At 70.4% G+C, this 17,324-nt stretch carries 19 protein-coding genes; 12 read left to right on the top strand and 7 right to left on the bottom strand.

What is annotated here, in order from left to right; genetic code table 11:
- Positions 1 to 22 precede the first annotated feature (22 nt).
- Positions 23 to 955, top strand: coding sequence for a sporulation protein (locus LX88_RS15340; RefSeq protein WP_258948443.1), 933 nt, complete (start codon positions 23 to 25; stop codon positions 953 to 955).
- A gap of 88 nt (positions 956 to 1,043) precedes the next feature.
- Complete coding sequence (locus LX88_RS15345; RefSeq protein ID WP_258948444.1) at positions 1,044 to 1,364, top strand: DUF6292 family protein; 321 nt, start codon at positions 1,044 to 1,046, stop codon at positions 1,362 to 1,364.
- A gap of 61 nt (positions 1,365 to 1,425) precedes the next feature.
- Here LX88_RS15345 and LX88_RS15350 read toward each other — a convergent pair whose 3' ends face one another.
- Both LX88_RS15350 and LX88_RS15355 read right to left on the bottom strand, forming a co-directional pair.
- Positions 1,426 to 3,582: an MMPL family transporter gene (locus LX88_RS15350; protein WP_258948445.1), complete on the bottom strand. Its 2,157-nt coding sequence runs from the start codon at positions 3,580 to 3,582 to the stop codon at positions 1,426 to 1,428.
- Between the two features lie 5 nt (positions 3,583 to 3,587).
- Positions 3,588 to 4,139, bottom strand: a complete 552-nt coding sequence (locus LX88_RS15355; protein WP_258948446.1) for a TetR/AcrR family transcriptional regulator — start codon at positions 4,137 to 4,139, stop codon at positions 3,588 to 3,590.
- Between the two features lie 85 nt (positions 4,140 to 4,224).
- Between LX88_RS15355 and LX88_RS15360 the strand changes: the two genes are divergently transcribed.
- Both LX88_RS15360 and LX88_RS15365 read left to right on the top strand, forming a co-directional pair.
- Complete coding sequence (locus LX88_RS15360) at positions 4,225 to 4,764, top strand: hypothetical protein (RefSeq protein WP_258948447.1); 540 nt, start codon at positions 4,225 to 4,227, stop codon at positions 4,762 to 4,764.
- Positions 4,765 to 4,774: 10 nt separating this feature from the next.
- Positions 4,775 to 5,065 carry a DUF1905 domain-containing protein gene (locus LX88_RS15365; RefSeq protein WP_258948448.1) on the top strand — a complete coding sequence of 97 codons (291 nt, stop codon included), beginning with the start codon at positions 4,775 to 4,777 and terminating at the stop codon, positions 5,063 to 5,065.
- A gap of 192 nt (positions 5,066 to 5,257) precedes the next feature.
- On the opposite strand, the gene LX88_RS15370 is transcribed toward LX88_RS15365, so the two are convergent.
- On the bottom strand, positions 5,258 to 6,391 hold the full coding sequence (locus LX88_RS15370) for an endonuclease/exonuclease/phosphatase family protein (RefSeq protein WP_258948449.1): 1,134 nt from the start codon (positions 6,389 to 6,391) through the stop codon (positions 5,258 to 5,260).
- 199 nt (positions 6,392 to 6,590) lie between these two features.
- Here LX88_RS15370 and LX88_RS15375 point away from each other — a divergent pair, with 199 nt between their 5' ends.
- Entirely contained in the window at positions 6,591 to 9,200 is a 2,610-nt protein-coding gene (locus LX88_RS15375) for an AfsR/SARP family transcriptional regulator (protein WP_258948450.1), read from the top strand.
- 53 nt (positions 9,201 to 9,253) lie between these two features.
- Here the strand turns inward: LX88_RS15375 and LX88_RS15380 are convergent, their stop codons facing one another.
- Positions 9,254 to 11,218, bottom strand: a complete 1,965-nt coding sequence (locus tag LX88_RS15380; protein ID WP_258948727.1) for an MDR family MFS transporter — start codon at positions 11,216 to 11,218, stop codon at positions 9,254 to 9,256.
- Positions 11,219 to 11,276: 58 nt separating this feature from the next.
- On the opposite strand from LX88_RS15380, the gene LX88_RS15385 reads away from it, so the two are divergent.
- From LX88_RS15385 to LX88_RS15410, 6 genes are read left to right on the top strand one after another with little or no spacing between them, the layout of a single operon-like run.
- A complete protein-coding gene (locus LX88_RS15385) occupies positions 11,277 to 11,558 on the top strand; it encodes a DUF6928 family protein (RefSeq protein WP_258948451.1) in 282 nt (93 codons plus the stop codon).
- A gap of 2 nt (positions 11,559 to 11,560) precedes the next feature.
- Complete coding sequence (locus tag LX88_RS15390; protein WP_258948452.1) at positions 11,561 to 11,764, top strand: hypothetical protein; 204 nt, start codon at positions 11,561 to 11,563, stop codon at positions 11,762 to 11,764.
- Complete coding sequence (locus tag LX88_RS15395; RefSeq protein WP_258948453.1) at positions 11,742 to 11,873, top strand: hypothetical protein; 132 nt, start codon at positions 11,742 to 11,744, stop codon at positions 11,871 to 11,873. Before LX88_RS15390 ends, LX88_RS15395 begins: the two co-directional genes overlap by 23 nt.
- A 31-nt stretch (positions 11,874 to 11,904) precedes the next feature.
- Positions 11,905 to 12,237 (top strand): putative quinol monooxygenase, encoded by a 333-nt coding sequence (locus LX88_RS15400; RefSeq protein WP_258948454.1) that lies wholly within the window; start codon positions 11,905 to 11,907, stop codon positions 12,235 to 12,237.
- Between the two features lie 51 nt (positions 12,238 to 12,288).
- Positions 12,289 to 12,567 (top strand): hypothetical protein, encoded by a 279-nt coding sequence (locus tag LX88_RS15405; protein WP_258948455.1) that lies wholly within the window; start codon positions 12,289 to 12,291, stop codon positions 12,565 to 12,567.
- Entirely contained in the window at positions 12,564 to 14,264 is a 1,701-nt protein-coding gene (locus LX88_RS15410) for a GMC family oxidoreductase (RefSeq protein ID WP_258948456.1), read from the top strand. The genes LX88_RS15405 and LX88_RS15410 overlap by 4 nt, the downstream gene beginning before the upstream one ends.
- Here the strand turns inward: LX88_RS15410 and LX88_RS15415 are convergent.
- Positions 14,197 to 14,616, bottom strand: a complete 420-nt coding sequence (locus tag LX88_RS15415) for a hypothetical protein (RefSeq protein WP_258948457.1) — start codon at positions 14,614 to 14,616, stop codon at positions 14,197 to 14,199. The two genes, LX88_RS15410 and LX88_RS15415, sit on opposite strands and share 68 nt — an antisense overlap.
- Positions 14,617 to 14,872: 256 nt before the next feature.
- Here LX88_RS15415 and LX88_RS15420 point away from each other — a divergent pair, with 256 nt between their 5' ends.
- On the top strand, positions 14,873 to 15,247 hold the full coding sequence (locus tag LX88_RS15420) for a YciI family protein (RefSeq protein ID WP_258948458.1): 375 nt from the start codon (positions 14,873 to 14,875) through the stop codon (positions 15,245 to 15,247).
- Here LX88_RS15420 and LX88_RS15425 read toward each other — a convergent pair.
- Together LX88_RS15425 and LX88_RS15430 are read right to left on the bottom strand one after the other, a co-directional pair.
- Positions 15,232 to 15,762 carry a cupredoxin domain-containing protein gene (locus LX88_RS15425; RefSeq protein ID WP_258948459.1) on the bottom strand — a complete coding sequence of 177 codons (531 nt, stop codon included), beginning with the start codon at positions 15,760 to 15,762 and terminating at the stop codon, positions 15,232 to 15,234. The genes LX88_RS15420 and LX88_RS15425 overlap by 16 nt on opposite strands.
- The gene (locus tag LX88_RS15430; protein ID WP_258948460.1) at positions 15,752 to 17,284 is read right to left on the bottom strand and encodes an FAD-dependent monooxygenase; all 1,533 of its coding nucleotides are present in this window, start codon (positions 17,282 to 17,284) and stop codon (positions 15,752 to 15,754) included. The genes LX88_RS15425 and LX88_RS15430 overlap by 11 nt, the downstream gene beginning before the upstream one ends.
- Positions 17,285 to 17,324: the final 40 nt, after the last annotated feature.

Below are 17,324 nucleotides of genomic sequence, written 5' to 3' on the forward strand. Positions count from 1 at the left end.
GTTTCCCAAGGAGGAAACACACATGTTCAAACGGATGCTCAGCGCCTTCGGCGTCGGTGGCCCGTCGGTCGACACCGTGCTGGACTCGCCGCACGCCACGCCCGGTCAGGTCGTCACCGGGCAGGTGCGCATCCAGGGTGGCAGCGCGGACGCCGAGATCGGCCAGGTCGTGCTGTCGCTCGTCACCCGCGTCGAGGTCGAGCGCGGGGATCACGAGTACAGCGGCGTGTCCGAGTTCCTGCGGGTCGTCGTGCAGCAGGGCGTGCGGGTCGCGGCCGGTCAGCTGGTCGCGATCCCGTTCCAGCTGCCGATCCCGTGGGAGACCCCGATCACCGCGGTCGGCGGCGGCCAGTTGCCCGGCATGACCGTGGGCGTGCGGACCGAGCTCGTGATCGCGGGTGCGCCGGACAAGGGCGACCTCGACCCCGTGCTGGTCCACCCGCTGCCGTCGCAGGACGCGGTGCTCAACGCGTTCGGGCAGCTCGGGTTCTCGTTCCGCAGCGCGGACGTCGAGGCCGGCCGCCTGCACGGCGTGCCGCAGGAGCTCGGCTTCTACCAGGAGATCGAGTTCTTCCCGCCGGCCCAGTTCGCCGGTGCCGTCCAGCAGGTCGAGCTGACGTTCGTCGCGAACCCGCACGAGCTGTTCGTCATCCTGGAGGCGGACAGGCGCGGCGGGATGTTCTCGTCGGGCGGTGACGCGTTCGGTCACTTCCACCTGTCGCACCAGGAGGCGGAGGTCGCCGACTGGGCCTCGTCCATCAACGGGTGGCTGGCCCAGGTCGCGCAGCGTGGCGGTGGCATGCACGGTCATGGCGTGCACGGTCACCACGGCCGGGGCGGCATGGGCATGGGCACGGTCGTCGCGGCCGGTGCCGCCGGTGTCGTCGGCGGCATGGTGGTCGGCGAGATGATGGACGACGCGTTCGAGGACTTCGGCGACTTCGGCGGCGAATAACCGCGTTTGCGTTCCTCCTCCCGGGGTAACCGCGTCGTGCGTCAAGCAGTCGGCGTTGTTACCCCGGCGGACGGAGGGTGGTGACGACGTGATCGCGCTTGATTACGCGCTGAGGGTCACGCGGGAACTGGGCTTGAGCGGTGAGTCCTCGTGCGTGGACCAGCTCAAACCGATGCGTGTGTACATCGCCGTGGACGGCCGGTTGTCCGGACGTCCCGATCACGATGTCGCGCTGCTGTGGACCGAGTGCCACGGGTGGGAGATCGCCGTCGAGGACGGTGCCGAGCTGACCGTGGTGGCACACCTGGGTGGGGTCGTGGAGCCGCCACCGCGCACCGTCGCCCGCTGGGTGCGGCGCCAGTTCACCGAGAGCGGCTCATCGGCGTTGGGTACCGGACAGGTGGCCTGAACGCAGAAAAGATCCCTCGCGCCCGTGATCACGGGCGCGAGGGATCTTTTCATGAGCGGAATCAGCCGACGCTGACCGGCTCCGCCCTGTCCTTCTTCTCGATCTCGTCGAGCGCGGTGCCCTCGACGTCGAGCTCCGGCAGCCAGCGCAGGAACTTCGGCAGCCACCACGCACGCTCACCGAGCAGGGCGAGCGCGGCCGGCACGAGCACCATGCGGACCACGAACGCGTCCACGAAGATGCCGACGGCCAGGGCGAAGGCGATCGACTTCACGGTCGCCTCCCCGGCGGGGACGAAGCCCGCGAACACCGAGAACATGATCAGTGCGGCGGCCACGACGACCGGGGCGGCCTGGCGGAAGCCCGTGGTGATGGCCTCGATGGGCTTCGCGCCGCGGTGGTGCGCCTCGTGCATCCGGGACACCAGGAAGATCTGGTAGTCCATGGCTAGGCCGAACAGGATGCCGATCACCAGGATCGGCGTGAGGCTGATCAGCGGGCCGGTGCTGTCGAGGTTCACCGCGCCGGAGAGCCAGCCCCACTGGAACACCGCCACCGTGGCGCCGAGCGACGCGCCGATGGTGAGCAGGAAGCCGAGCACGCCGACCAGCGGCACGAGCAGCGAGCGGAACACCAGGACCAGCAGCACGAGCGCCAGGCCGACGACGACCGCGAGGTAGATCGGCAGGGCCTTGTCGAGTGACGTGGCCACGTCGACGCTGACCGCGGTGGCACCGGTGACGTACGCCTTGCCGCCGTCCACACCGGACAGTTCGGCGCGCAGGTCGGCGACGAGCTTCTCGGTCTCCACCGTGTCCGGGCCGGACTTCGGGATCACGGTGACGAGCGCGGACTTGCCGTCCTGGCTCGGCTGGGCCGGCGTCACCAGGGCGACGTCGGACAGCTGCGCGATCGGCTTGGACGCCTCGGTGGCCGTCGCGGCGGCACCCTCGCCCTCGAACAGGACGATGATCGGGCCGTTGAAGCCCTCGCCGAAGCCCTTCGCCAGGATCTGGTCGGCGCGTTCCTGCGTGGAACCGGCCGGCGGCTTCTGGATCAGCGTGGTGTCCATGGACGTCACCGGGATCGCGACGATGCCGAGCGCGACGACCGAGAACAGCAGCGCGACGACGCGGTTGCGGGTGATCGCACCGCCCCAGGCGCGGATGACACCGCGGTCCTTGGGCTCCGAGGCCTCGGCCGCACGTTCCTTGCGGGTCAGCACGCGACGGCCGAGCAGGCTCAGCACCGCGGGCACCAGCGTGATGGCGATCAGGACCGAGACGACGATCGTGGCGGCGGCGGAGACGCCCATCTGCGTGAGGAACGGGATGCCCGCGATCGCGAGACCCACGAGCGCGATCACCACGGTGAGCCCGGCGGTGACGACGGCGGAACCGGCGGTGCCGACCGCGGTCGCGACGGCGTGACCCACGCTGGAGCCGAGGCGCAGCTCTTGGCGGTAGCGGTTGATGATGAACAACGCGTAGTCGATGCCGACCGCGAGTCCCAGCATCGAGGCGAGGATCGGCGTGGTCGACTGCAGGTCCATGAACCCGGTGGCGATCGTGATGCCGAGCGTGCCGATGCCGACGCCGATACCGGCGCTGAGCAGGTTCATGCCCGCGGTCACGAGCGAGCCGTAGGTCAGGGCGAGCACGACCAGGGCCAGCACGACACCGATGGCCTCGGTGGGCCCGCCGACGTGCGGCGTCTCCTGCATCGCGGTGCCGGTGACCTCGACGGTCAGTCCGGCGGCGCGCGCCTTGTCGACGGCCTTGGTCAGTTCGGCGCGCTGCTCCGCGGTGACCTCACCGGGCTTCACGTCGTAGGTGACGGTGCTGTAGCCGACGTTGACGTCGGCGTTGACGCTGGGCGCCGCCGGGTCGAGCGGGTTCGTCGCCGACCGCACGCCCTTCAGCGCGGACTCGTCGGCCACCAGGTCGCTGATCGCCTTGACGTGCTGCGGCAGCTTCTGCCCGTCCGGGGCCTGCACGACGACCTTGGCCGACGCGGTCTCACCGGAACCGAACTTCTCCTGGATGCGCTCCAGGGCGGTGGTCGACTCCTGGCCGGGGATGGACATCGAGTTGGACGTCTCACCGCCGAGCGTGAACGCGCCGACACCGGTGCCGATCAGCACGAGGAGCCAGATCAGGACGACGGGGAGACGGCGCCGGTAGGTGCCCATTCCCAGTTTGTAGAGCAGTTTCGCCATGATGGTCAGGCCTCCTGGTGCCCGAGTGCGTCGTAGCAGGTAGAGAGGATCAAGGGGCGCCACGTCGTCTTGTCACCCTGTTGGTTGGCCAGAAGGGTGAGCACGGCCATGGCGCTCAGCGCGCCGACGATCCGGATGGCGCGGGGCAGTTCTTCCTCGGGGTCGATGACGAACATCTCGTTGAGGAGCAGCTCGTCCTGCGCCTGCTGCGGGTCCTCGCCCGGCGCCGTCATCGTCCGGAACAGCAGCGAGACCAGTCCTGGCCGGTCCAGCGCGTGGTCGGTCAGCAGCTCCAGCGCCCGCCGGTCCCGCTCGGGCCCGGCGGGCAGCGGCGAGACCTGGTCGAGGACGTGCATCGTGAGCACACGGCTCTGCTCCCACGCCGCTTCGAAGAGAGCGTCCTTGCTCGGGAAGTGGTGCAGCAGGCCGGCCTTGGACAAGCCGACAGCGTCCGCGAGCGACTTCAACGAGGTCTGCTCGAAGCCGTGCCGCGCGAAGAGCGCGGCGGCGGCGTCGAGGATGTTCTCGTCGACCCCGGTCCTGGGCTGTCGTGGCATGAAATCGACTTTACGACGTTCACCGACCGATTCGGTAGGTTTACCGACCGAAATGGTCGGTGGCGTTCGTCACCACAATGGGTGAGTGATCGAGGTTCAAGCGGTGGTCGAGGTGACCGGCGGTGACGTCGTTGCGCTGTCCGGGCGGATGAGCCGTGAGGAGTTCGACCGGGCGCTCGCCGCCATCGCCGACTACGGCTCGGACGACGACGCCGAGTTCGGACCGGCGCAACTCCGCGCGCTGGTGGACGAGGAGGTGATCGTCATGGCCGGCGGGCTGCAGGTGCGGGACACCGAGACCGGCGTGCGCGTCGGACCCGGCTGCTGCGCCGGGCTGGAGAGCTGGCGCGACTGGGCGAGGCTGCTCGACGGCGAGGTGCCGTGGCTGGGGCACTCGCCGTCGCCCGGAGTGGAGTTCGCCGTCGGCGTGGTCAGGCTGCGGCCGGACGAGGACCGCCCCGACGACCCCGCGTGCGAGATCGCGGACCTCGCCGGGCACCTGGAACGCGTGCGCCAGGACCTCACCGGGTTCCTGGACCTCGTGCGGCGGTGGACGCCGTACGGGCTGGGCGAGGCGCTGGCCGCGCGGTTCGACGAGGACTTCGTCATCAGCGCCCCTCTGTGAGAATGGACGGATGTTCGTCTTCGACGCGGAGCTCTGGATCTGGGACGCCCGCCGCACGGATACCTGGACCTTCGTGACGCTGCCCGAGGACGTCTCGGACCAGATCCGCGACATCGCCACGCCCGGCGCCGGCTTCGGCGCGGTCAAGGTGCGCGCCGGGGTCGGCGCGAGCACCTGGTCGACGTCGGTGTTCCCGGACAAGCAGTCCGGCTGCTACGTGCTGCCGATCAAGGCGGCGGTGCGCAAGAAGAACGACGTGGCACCGGGCGACGTCGTCGAGGTGACCGTCGAGGTCGTCTAAGCACCTGCTCAGAAGTTCTGTCTCAAAGCGGCATCACCCCTTCCCGCCCGGCGAAGTCTCGCACCACGCCGGACATCCCCACACGACGTTGATGAGGGGAGCTTTCATAAACCTCAGGTTTATGAAAGCTCCCCTCATCAACCTCAGAGCCCGGGCGTCCCGCCCATTCGGACAGGACTTCCGGCCAGGTGCTCAGAGCGTCCAGTCGATGTCGGCGTAGATCGCGGCGTGGTCGCTGGCCGCGTGCACCTCGTTCGTCATGGTCTCGTAGACGTCCCAACGGTTCTTCGTGCGCGGGCCGCGCCACACGCCCTTGCGGAAGACGCCGCCGCCGGTGGTCTTCGCGAACAGTGCGGGGGTGAGCAGGACGTAGTCGATCTTGCCCTTCTCGTTCACACCGCGGTACGTGCCCAGGCGGTGGTCCCAGTCGAAGTTCTCGTGCTCGCTGATGTCCCGCAGGCCCGTGCGCTGGAACAGGGGGCGCAGCGCCTCGCTGTCCGCGGTGTCGTTGAGGTCGCCGACGACGGCGATGTGCTCGTGGCCCTCGTCGCGCAGGCGGTTCACGATGCGGGCGATGCGGACCGACTGGCGGAACCGGCGGCGGGCGCCGATCGGGTCGCCGGGTGCGCCGTAGCCCTTGGACTTCAGGTGGTTCACGAGCACGACGACCTCGGGGCCGGCGGGGGTGCGGACGTGGTACTCGGCGCAGTCGCGGGAGAACACGACGCCCGAGCTGTCCTTCGCGTACACGTGCGTGCGGATCGTGATGACCTGATGGTCGTCGCGCGTGAGCAGTCCGACGTTGATGCCGCGCTCGTCGTTGCCGTCGATGAGGTGGACCTCCTCGTACGGGGTCCAGCCGACGTTCTTGAGCATGCTGGCCGAGAACATGTGCAGCAGCTCGCGCGACTCGGCCTCGACCACGCCGAGGACGTGGGCGCCGACGTCGCGCATCACCTGTGCGGTGTGGCGCGTGGCGAGCTCGCTGACGGGTTCGGTGGTGAGTTCCACCCAGCCGACCCAGGACTCGCGACCGCTTGCCACGACCGAGGTTTCGCCGGTGCGGTGGCGCGCGAGGAACCGGCCGCGGATGCGCCGCAGGATCGCGTACCTACTGCGGTCGTTCCTGAGCAACTGCAGTGTCGCCAGGTGTTCCTTGAGCTCTTCCTTGACTTCCGGCGCGTAGGTCTCGGCGGCGATGAGCTCGTTGAAACGGGCGTGGGCGGCCAGGATCGGGGCCGCGTGCTTGGTGGCGTTGCGGCCCATGACTTTCGGGCGCTCGAACATGTTCTCCACGTTGAACGAGCCGATCCGCGTGGTGCTCACACACTCCAGGGTCGCATGTGGAGGAACGAGTGCGCCCTGGTCCGCTCGGGTGATCTTTCGTTGCGCCGAAGGTGGGGAAGGCCCCGTGGCTGGGCTGCCGGGTCCGGTCGGACCGGGGCCTTCCTGCCGTGCCGACGTTGCCCTTTCGATCAAGGGTGAACCTAGGATGAACCTTGAATCCACTGGCTGAGGGGTGATCTTGGAGTTCGGGCTGCTCGGCGCCGTGGAGGTGCGGGACGCGGGCGCGCTGGTCGAGATCGGCCACGTCCGGCAACGGTCTGTGCTGGTCGCGCTGCTGGTGGAGGAGGGCAGGCCGGTTCCGGTCGATCGGCTGCTCGGCCGCGTGTGGGGCGAGCGGGCGCCCCTGCGAGCACGCGAGACGCTCTACGGGTACGTGTCGAAGCTCCGCAAGCTGCTCGGACTGGACATCGAACGCTCGCCGGCCGGCTACCGGCTCGTGGTGGACGCGGCGCAGGTCGACCTGTTCCGCTTCCGCGCACTCGTGCGGCAGGGCGCTCTCGACGCGGCGCTCGGGTTGTGGCGAGGGCAGGCGCTGGACGGCCTCGAGTCGCCGTACTTCGACGCGCTGCGTGAGAGTTGGCACGCCGAACGCGTCGCCGCCGAACTCGACCGCAACGACGTGGCGCTCGCGGAGGGCAGGCACACCGCGCTACTGCAATCGCTGCGGCAGCTCGCCGACGCGCTGCCGCACGACGAACGCCTTGCCGCGCAACTGATGCTGGCGCTGCACCGGACCGGCAACGACGCGGAGGCGTTGCGGCACTACGAGACCGTGCGCCGCCGCCTCGCGGACGAGCTGGGCGTGGACCCGAGCAAACCGTTGCAGGACATGCATCAGCGGATCCTCGTCGGCAGCGTGGAGGAACGCGCCGCCGGACCACGTCAGCTGCCCGCGCCGCACCCGTGGTTCACCGGCCGCACCGGCGAACTCGCCGCGCTGGGGTCGTCCGGCACGGTCGTGATCGGCGGCACGGGCGGCATCGGCAAGACCGCGCTGGCACTGCACTGGGCGCACCGGCACCTCGACGAGTTCCCGGACGGCCAGCTCTACGTGAACCTGCGCGGCTTCGACCCGTCCGCCGGGCCGACGCCGCCGGAGACCGTGCTGCGCGAGTTCCTGGAGGCCTTGGGGGAGGAGACGATCCCGGCGGGCCTGGACGCACGGGCCGCGCGCTATCGCAGCGTGGTCGCGGGACGACGGCTGCTGGTGGTGCTCGACAACGCCCGCTCGACCGAGCAGGTCGTGCCGCTGCTGCCGGGCCCCGACGCGACGGTGCTGGTCACGAGCCGGCTCAAGCTCGCAGGACTGGTGGCGGCGCACGGGGCGCGGTCCGTGTCACTGGACGTGCTGCACCCGGCCGACGCCCGCGAGTTCCTCGTGGCGAGGCTGGGCGCCGCGCGCGTGGCGGCCGAACCCGGGGTGGTCGCGGACCTGGTGAACTGGTGCGGCGGGCTGCCGCTGGCCCTGTCGATCGTCGCCGCCCGCGCCGCGGTGGAACCGGACTTCCCCCTGGCCGCGTTCGCCGCGGAACTGCGCGAGCAGCCCCTCGACGCGCTGGACACGGGCGAGATCGCCACGAACCTGCGGACGGTGTTCTCCTGGTCCGTGGCGGCGCTTTCGGACGAGGCGGCGCGCGCGTTCGGCCTGCTCGGCACCGCCGGCACGGCGGACGTGAGTCTCACGGCGGTGGCGGCGTTGCTCGACCGGCCCGTCACGCGGGCGCGAATGGTGTTGCGAGAGCTGGAGAACGCGTACCTGGTGCAGCAGCACGTGCCCGGCCGGTACCGGATGCACGACCTGGTCGGCCTGTACGCGGCGGACCTCCCCGCCGACCCGGGGTCCCGGCTCGCCGACTTCTACGCCGCCACCGCACGGGCCGCCGCGCTCGCGCTGGAACCGCACAAGATGTTGCCGGAGCACGAAAGCGGCCACGCGCTCACGTTCGGGACCAACGCGGCGGCGATGGCCTGGTTCGACGCCGAGCACGCCTGCCTGATGGCAGAACAGCGACAGGCGTTGCAGCGGGAGGACTTCGGCGCGGCCTGGCTGATCGGCCGCGCGCTGAACAACTACCACCTCCGGCGTGGCCGCACCTCCGACGACATCGACGCCTGGCTGACGGCGTTGCGTGCTGCGGAGGCGCTGGGAGACCCGATCAAGCAGTCCACCGCGCACCGGTGCCTCGGTGCCGACTACATCGAGGTCGGTCAGACCCCGTTGGGGCACAGCCACTTCGAACGCGGTCTGGAACTGGCCGCTGGCACCGGCGACCACGAGGCGCACGGCGGCGCGCACCGGGCGATCGCGTGGGCGGCGGAGTTCGTGGGCGACCTGGAGAGGGCGCTGGAGCACTCGCTCGCCGCGCTGGAGGAGTTCCGCGCCGCCGGGACGGAGATCCGCGTGGCCGAGGCGCTGAACGACGCCGGCTGGCGCTACGCCTGCCTGGGCCGCTACACCGAGGCCCGCACGTTCTGCGAGGAAGCCATGCGGCTGGGCGACGAGCTCGGTCACGCCGAGGGGTGCGCGGCCACTCTCGACAGCCTCGCGCACATCGCCCACCACGACGGCCGCCACGCCGACGCCGTCGCGCACTACGGCGAGGCGCTGGCTTTGTACCGGGAGCTGGACAACTCCGCGGAGCAGGCCACGGTGCTGGAACACCTGGGTGACGTGCACGCGGCGGCGGGAGAGACCGCGCAGGCGCGCGAGCAGTGGGACCGGGCGCTGGAGCTGTACCGGGAACAGGGCCGCGACACGGAGGCGACGGCCCTGCAAGCCCGCGTTTAGGGTCTGTGTCGAAGTCTGGTCCGCGATAGCCGGGCCCGACTTCGACACAGACCCTAGACCCGGCTCATCTGCCGGCCGCTCTCGATCAGCTCGTCGGTGAACGAGTCGAGCGCGTGCGCGAAGTCGAGCTGGTCCGGCTCGTGCCAGTCCTGCAGCTGGTCGAGCAGCCAGCGCCGCCACGCTCGCACGAGCTGGGCGAACACGTCCGCGCCCCGGTCGGTGAAGCGGTAGCCGTCGTCGCCGAACGCCAGGTGCCCTGACCGCACGAGGGCCTGCGCGGTCGGTTCGAAGATGCCGCCGGGCACCTTCGTCATGTCGGCGATCTCGTCGAGCGTCGCCACGCCGTCGTCCGTCGACGCCCGGTACACGCGGCCGAGCAGCCACGCCTGTTCGAGCGGCAGGTCGACACCGGACCGGCGCAGCACGGCCAGGCCGGGGTCCTCGCCGGACCTCGCCACCACGGTGGAGACCAGTGTGCGCAGCTCGTCGTAGGAGTTCGACGGCGGCGCGGCGAAGCTCTCGCCCACGCCGCTGTTGCCGGACGCGGAGGCACGGGACGTGTCGCGCAGCTGCACCTGCGGCAGGAAGAACGCGACGGCCAGGGCCACGAGCCCGATCGGCGCCGCGATCAGGAACATCATCTGCACGGTCTCGGCGTACCCGGCGACGATCGGCGCCCTCAGCGCGTCCGGCAGCGCGTGGACGGCGGCGGGGCTGGCGATGGCACGCGGGTCCACGCCCTGGGGGACCACCAGGTTCTTCGGCAGGTTGTTCGCGTAGATCGTGCCGAAGATCGCGACGCCGAACGAGCTGCCCATGGTGCGCAGGAAGCTGATGCCGGACGTGGCGACGCCGAGGTCGGTGTAGTTCGTGGTGCTCTGCACGACGATCACCGGCACCTGCATCACCAGGCCGATGCCCGCGCCCAGCACCATCATGAACGCGCCCATCTCCCAGTAGCTGGTCGACGCGTCCAGGAGGGACAGCAGGAACAGGCCGATGGTGAGCCCCACCGAGCCGATCAACGGGAAGATCCGGTACTTGCCGGTGCGGCTGATCGTGTTGCCGGTGAGCAGCGCCGTGGCCATCAGCCCGGCGATCAGCGGCAGCATCCACAGGCCTGACGCCGTGGCCGACTCGCCGCGCACGTACTGCAGGTAGATCGGCAGGTAGGTGATGCCGCCGAGCATCGCGAACCCGACGACGAAGCTCAGGATTCCCGACACCGTGAACACCCTGCTGCGGAACAACCTCATGGGCAGCATCGGCTCGGCGGCGCGTTGCTCCACCAGCACGAACGCGACCAGCAGCACGACCGAGCCCGCGGCCATCCACAGGATCGCCGGCGACGTCCACGCGTACTCGGTGCCGCCCCAGCTCGTGACCAGCGTCAGCCCGGTCGCCGCCAGTGCGATCAGCGCGATGCCGGCGTAGTCGATCTTCGGACGTCCTTCGGTCCTGATGGCCGGCAGCGCGGCGATCGCCACCAGCACCACCGCGATGCCGAGCGGGATGTTCACGTAGAACGCCCAGCGCCAGCTCAGGTGGTCGACGAACAGTCCGCCGAGCAACGGGCCGGCGACCGTCGCGACGCCGAACACCGCGCCCGCCAGCCCCTGGAACTTGCCGCGTTCCTTCAACGGCACGACGTCCGCGATGATCGCCGTCGAGGTGACCATCAGACCGCCGGCGCCCAGGCCTTGGATCGCGCGGAACGCGATGAGCGTGGTCATCGACTCCGACCAGCCGGCGAAGAACGACCCGACCAGGAACAGCGCGACGCTGACGAGGAACGTCTTCTTGCGCCCGTAGAGGTCGCCGAACTTCCCGATCAGCACGGTCATGATCGTCTCGGCGAGCAGGTAGGACGTCACCACCCACGACAGGTGCGCGCCGCCACCCAGGTCGGCCACCATCGTGGGCAGCGCGGTGGACACGATGGTCTGGTCGAGAGCGGCCAGCAGCATGGCGAGCAGCACGGCCGCGACGACCAGGTTCCGCCTGCGGGTGTCGATCATCTCGGGCACGCAGGGCATGATCGCGCAGGTTGGGGCGGCTCGCAGGGGGAGGAACACGATGGGGGCCAAGGCCGCGCTGGTGGTGTTCGGCGACGTGCGGGCGGCGTTGCGAGGCGGCGGCGTGCCGGACCGTTCGGCGGCGGAGGCGGTGGTCCGCGCGTTGCGGCCGGGGTGCGCGGTCGCGCCGGTCGCGGACGGTGAACTGGCGGACGAGATCTACCCCGGCGACGGGTTCACGTACGTGGCGGTGCTGCCGGATGCCACGATCGTGTGCGATCAGGAGCTGGCGGCCGTGCCCGTGCCGGAGCACGTCCTGGAGTACGCGGGGAGCGTCCGCTGAAGGTGTTCGCCCGGCACTCCGGTTCGGGACGGCTGGCATTCGCCGAGTGGGCCGCGGACGGCACGCTGCTCCGGTCGCACCACGCCGAGTCGCACGGCCAGTACGAGCTCGCGGACTCGGTGGCGTCGGAGATGTTCGGCTTCACGGCGGAGCCCGCCGGACGTCGTGCTGCACGGCTTCCGCGTGACCCGTCCGGACCAGCCTGACCGTGACGCCGCCCGCACCGCGGCGGTGGCCGAGATGGTCAAGCACGGCCCGCAGCGAACGACGATCGGACCGGACGGCTCGCTGGTCCCGGTCACCGAGCCGTCCTAGGCTCGGGAGCGATCACCAGAAGGAGGCCGTCTTGATCTTCATCACCGCCAAGTTCCGCGTCCTGCCCGAGTACGCGCAGGCCTGGCCCGAGATCAGCAGGAGCTTCACCGAGGCGACCCGCGCCGAGCCCGGATGCCTGTGGTTCGACTGGTCGCGCAGCCTCGACGACCCGAACGAGTACGTGCTGGTCGAGGCGTTCCGGGACGGTGACGCCGGCGGCGCGCACGTGCAGTCCGAGCACTTCCGCAACGCCCAGGAGGAACTGCCTCAGCACCTCGCGGAGACGCCCCGCATCGTCAGCCAGTCGGTGGATCAGGACGACTGGTCGCTGCTCGGCGAGATGGAGGTTGCGCCACGTGGGTGAGCCTTGCCCGGATCGTTTGGTGCAGGGGGTTCCTCCACCCAGGATGGCGCCATGGACGCCTTCCTGGAGTTGTCCGCTGAGCTGACCGGGTTCTCGGCGGACGAGCTGAGGTCGACCGGACTGGTCGAGCAGTACCGCGCGCTGGCCGACGGCGCGCCGGAGAACGAGATCATCCAGCTCTGGTACACCGGGGTCTGGCGCGGGGTGATCCCGGGCGAGCGCGCCTACGTCGAAGGCCTGGCGTGGAAGGCCGCCGGCGTCGCCGCGCCGGGGACCAGGGCGCCCGGCTTCGGCAGCTGGGAGCAGAGACCCGCTAGAAGCGCCCGGTGAAGGCCGTGGTCGTCGGCGCGGGGTTCGCTGGCTCGCTCATTGCGAAGGTGCTGGGCGACAACGGGTTCCGCGTGCTCGTGCTGGAGGCGGGCGCGGAGGTGAACCACGACGCGGTCGGCAGGTTCCGCACGGCGCTCGTCAAGTCACCGCTGAAGCCCTATCGCACGACCGCAGCGGCGCCGTCCAGCAACTACCTGATCAACACCGGGCCGTTCGCCTACTCGAGCCCGTACCTGCGGATGAACGGCGGCACCGGCACCGCCTGGACCGGGATCACACCCCGGATGCACCCCGACGACTTCCACGCCGCCGACTGCGGGCGCGGCCGCGACTGGCCCCTGAGCTACGCCGACCTGGAACCCGCGTACCGCGCCGCGGAGTGGGAGATCGGGATCGCGGCCGACGCCGACGAACAACGCCAGCACCTGCCCGTCGCGGACGGCTACCGCTATCCCATGCACGCCTTGCCCCGCACGTATCTCGACCACGCCATCGCGTCCGTTGTGGACGGTGCGAGCATCGATGGCCGCGAACTGCTCGTCGTCGGCACACCGCAGGCGCGCAACGGGGTTCCGGTGAACGGCTATCGGCTGGACGGCCACCAGTGCACCGGTTACGCGAGCTGCGTGCCAGTCTGCCCGGAGAACGCCAAGTACACACCGCTCCGGACGCAGAAGCGGTGGTCCGCGAACGTCGAACTGCGCACGCGCTGCGTGGTGAACCGGGTGCACGCCGACGAGTTCGGGCGCGTCACCAAGGTCAGCTACCAGCGCTATGAGGACGACACGTCCGGCAGGCACACGCGGCACGAGGAAGAGGCGGACGTCGTCGTCCTCGCCGCGCACGCCGTCGAGAACGCCAAGCTGCTGCTCATGTCCGGGCTCGCGAACAGCAGCGACCAGGTCGGCCGCAACCTGATGGACCACCCCGCGCTGCTGACGTGGGCGTTGATGCCGCAGGCGATCGGCCCGTTCCGCGGACCGGGCTCGACGACGGGCATCGAGGCGTTCCGCAGCGGTCCCGAACGCGGCGCTCGAGCGCCGTTCCGCATCGAGATCGGCAACTGGGGCTGGGGCTGGTCGGCCGGCAGCCCCGACTCCGACACCGCGGAGTTCGTCGCGGCGGGGCTGCGCGGCAAGGCGTTGCGGGAGGCGGTGGCGGACCGGGTCGGCCGCCAGTTCACGCTCCAGTTCGAGATCGAGCAGGAGGCCGACCCCGCGAACAGGGTGACGCTCGACCACGCGCGCCGCGACCCGCTCGGCAATCCGCGCCCGTCGATCCACTACGGACTGTCCGACTACGTGAAGAACGGCCTGCTGGCCGCCAAACGGGTCTCGGACCGGATCTTCGAGATGCTCGGCGCCGACGACCACACCTCGTACAAGCCCGACGAGGAACGGTACTTCGAGCACGACGGGGAGCCGCTGCGGTACTGGGGCGCCGGGCACGGCGGCGGCACGCACGTCATGGGCGCCTCGCCGCGCGACTCCGTCGTGGACCAGTGGCAACGCTGCTGGGACCACCCGAACCTGTACGCGGTGGGGTGCGGCAGCATGCCGTCGCTCGGCACGTCCAACCCGTCGCTGACGATGGCCGCCCTGGTCCTGCGCACCGCGGACCACCTCGTCGCTACGTGCCGGACCGGACCCGGTGCCGCGCTCGCTGGACCAGCAGGATCGTGGCCGCCACCGCGATGATGACGACGCCGTTGCCGAACGCCCAGAGCACGGCGTTGTCGTGGACGACGTCACGGGAGACGGACGGGTCGCGGAACACCGGGTCGACCTGCGTGATCAGCAGGATCTTCATCGCGACCGAGACCGCGAGGCAGCCCAGCGCCGGCTTGGGTGCACGCGTGACGACCGTCAGGACCACCGCCAGCGGCGCCCACGGCAGGTAGTGGTAGATCGGGCTGCCCGCGGCGAACACGCCCACGAGCGAGCCGGGCCGCGGGTCCGCCAGCAGCTGCGGGTTCCACACGACCTGCTCGTAGAGGTTGCCCAACAGCCACATGCCGAGCAGGGGGACGACCGGCCGCGAAAGTCTCACCGGGCCATCATGGCGAAAATGTCGAAAGCTCCGTGACGCCGATCGACGCAGGGGTGGCAGCGCACGCTGTTAGTGGCGCGACTCGGAACGTTGGCGAGGTAATCCACGCTCAGCAGGGCACCTCGCGGTGCCGCCCCCACGCCCCCGTACATCCAGTACGAGGACGTGGGGGCGACACCACGATGCACCCGTCTGACCGCGAATTCCCCCGGCAACCTTCCGAGCCACACCACTAGTCGACAACGAGGAGAGAAACATGCGGTTCATGCTCATGCACCGAGTCCCGCTGGACGACCCGGCCTCGTGGGAGCCAGGTCCTGAGCTCATCGAGCGGATGAACGCGTTCGCCGAGAAGCTGACGGCGGACGGCGTCATGCTCGGCGCCGAGGGAGTGCAGCAGGAGGGCGCGGTGGTGCGCAGGCGCGGTGCGGCGATCAAGTCGATCGACGGGCCGTTCGCCGAGGCCAAGGAGGTCGTCGGCGGGTTCCTGCTGATCGGCGCGAAGGACCTCGCCGAGGCCACGGCCGTCGCGCAGGAGTACATCACCTGCTTCGCGGGCGTCGAGGAGATGTCGGTCGAGGTGCGGCGGGTCGCCGAGGCGGAGGACATCGAGCCTTACCTGGCCAAGTAGGCCAGTTCGACGACGAACCACTCGCCGTCGAGCCGGCACGGTCCCCCTGGGTGGAGCCGCACGTCCTCATCGTCCAACGCGGCGAGAACGTGCGGCCCCTCCAGGTCCAGGGTCACGTCGGTGACCGTGCGCACGTCGACGTCGCCGGGCCGCACGTCCAACGGCTCCGGCAGGTTCTCGCCGAGGTCCTTCAGCTCGACCAGCCGGTTGCGGTAGAAGGTCGTGCCGATGTTCGTGAGCCGGTGCACGGGCGACACGGGCCGGTAGACGAAACCGCCGCGGTGCTCGGAGATGAACCGCGGTTCGCTGCCGTCGAGCCAGTCCATCCGGCCTTCCGAGCCGTCGATGCTGAGCACGACGTACGGGTTGTGGTGCAGGTGCCACGGGTGGGTCTCGCCCGGTTCGAGCGTCACCTCCCACACCCTGACCAGCGGATCGTCGTGCAGCACGCGACGGCCGACGTCGACGAGCACGATCTCCTCACCGGACGGCGAGATCACGACGTCACCCCGCAAGGCGCACCTCCTGCAGATAGCGCTCCTGGACCGACTGCCACGAAGCGGCGGTCCACGGTTCGACGTGGGCGATGTGCGCGTCCGGCCTCAGCAGGACCACGACGTCGCCGAAGCGTTCGCGCACCGTGTCGCCGGGATCGAAGTAGGCCCGCGAACGCAGGCCGGAGTCGTGCGGCGCGTCCCACCGGCTCACGACCACCTGCCGCAGACCGGCGGGCCCGTCCGCGGGGAGGAACGGCCGGCGGCGCGCGTCGGTGAGGTGCAGCGCGACGAACGAGTCACGGCACAGCTCGTGCAGGTGGACCGGGCCGCGCAGACCGAAGATCCGCAGGTCCGGGGCTCGGTCGCCGACCTGGAGCGGCCCGGTGCGCGTCATCGGCCAGTCCGCGCCCAGCCGCACGCCGAGCAACGTCCGCGTCATCGCGTCGCGCCACCCCGCGACCGAGTCCGAGCGCCGGTCCATCACGGCGCGCGCCGCCTCCGCCAGAGCGCCCGAACCGTGCACGGCCACCGGTTTCTGCTCGGCTTCGTACCCGTCCAGCAAAGCCTCCGAAGCCCACCCGCGCAGGACCCACGCCAGTCGCCACGGCAGGTTGGACGCGTCGAGCACGCCGGTGTTCAGGCCCAGCGCCCACATCGGCGTGATCAGGTGCGCCGCGTCGCCCAGCAGGAACGCCCGGCGGTCCCGCCACGACGTCGCGACGCGGTGGTGCACCGTGTAGACGTTGCTGCCCAGCACTTCCAGCGAGTCGACGTCACCGATGAAGTGCCGCGCCTTGTCCCGCAGCTCGTCCGGTGCCGGCTCGTCGCGGCCGGGCGCCAGCGGGAACACGAACCGCCAGCAGTGCGGCTGCCGCACGAGGACCATCCACTCCTCGCGGTCGCCGAAGTAGGCCAGGTACGGGTAGTCGCGCGGATGGGCGACGTCCAGGTCGCACACCAGGTCGACCAGCACGTACCGCTGCTCGAGGGTGTGCCCGCCGACCTCGACGCCGAGCCGTTCCCGCACGGTCGACCGTCCGCCGTCGCAGCCCAGCACGTACGCGGCCGCGAACTCGACGAGCCCGTCCGGAGTGGACAGCCGCAGTGTCGCGCCGTCCTCGTGCTGTGCGAAGTCCACCAGCCGGTGTCCCATTCGCAACGTTCCGGGCGCGCGCTCTTCCAGGACGGCGGCGAGCACCGGCTCCAGTTCGTGCTGCGGAACGTTGACGACGAACGGGAACCGCGTCTCGCCGGCCAGCGCGGAGGTGAGCACGCTCCCGGTCGACGTCCCGGTCGCCCGGTCCACCTCGCCGATCTCGTCGAGCCGCAGCGATGCCTCCAGCACCGGCCCCAGCGCGTCGTACCGGTCCAGCACCTCCAGCGTGCGCGTCAGGATCGTGCCCGCCCTGGTCTCGGCCGACAGTGCGGCCCCGGACTCGAAGACGACGACCGGGACGCCGTGCGCGACCAGGCCGAGCGCGGTGATCAGCCCGATCGGACCCGCGCCGATCACGGCCACCGGACTATCGGACGTGGTCATCTGTCCTCCCCGGCCTCTATGTTCGACCATGAGGGTGCCT

The sequence above is a fragment of the Lentzea californiensis genome (assembly GCF_024648825.1).
Taxonomy (GTDB): Bacteria; Actinomycetota; Actinomycetes; order Mycobacteriales; family Pseudonocardiaceae; genus Lentzea; species Lentzea californiensis.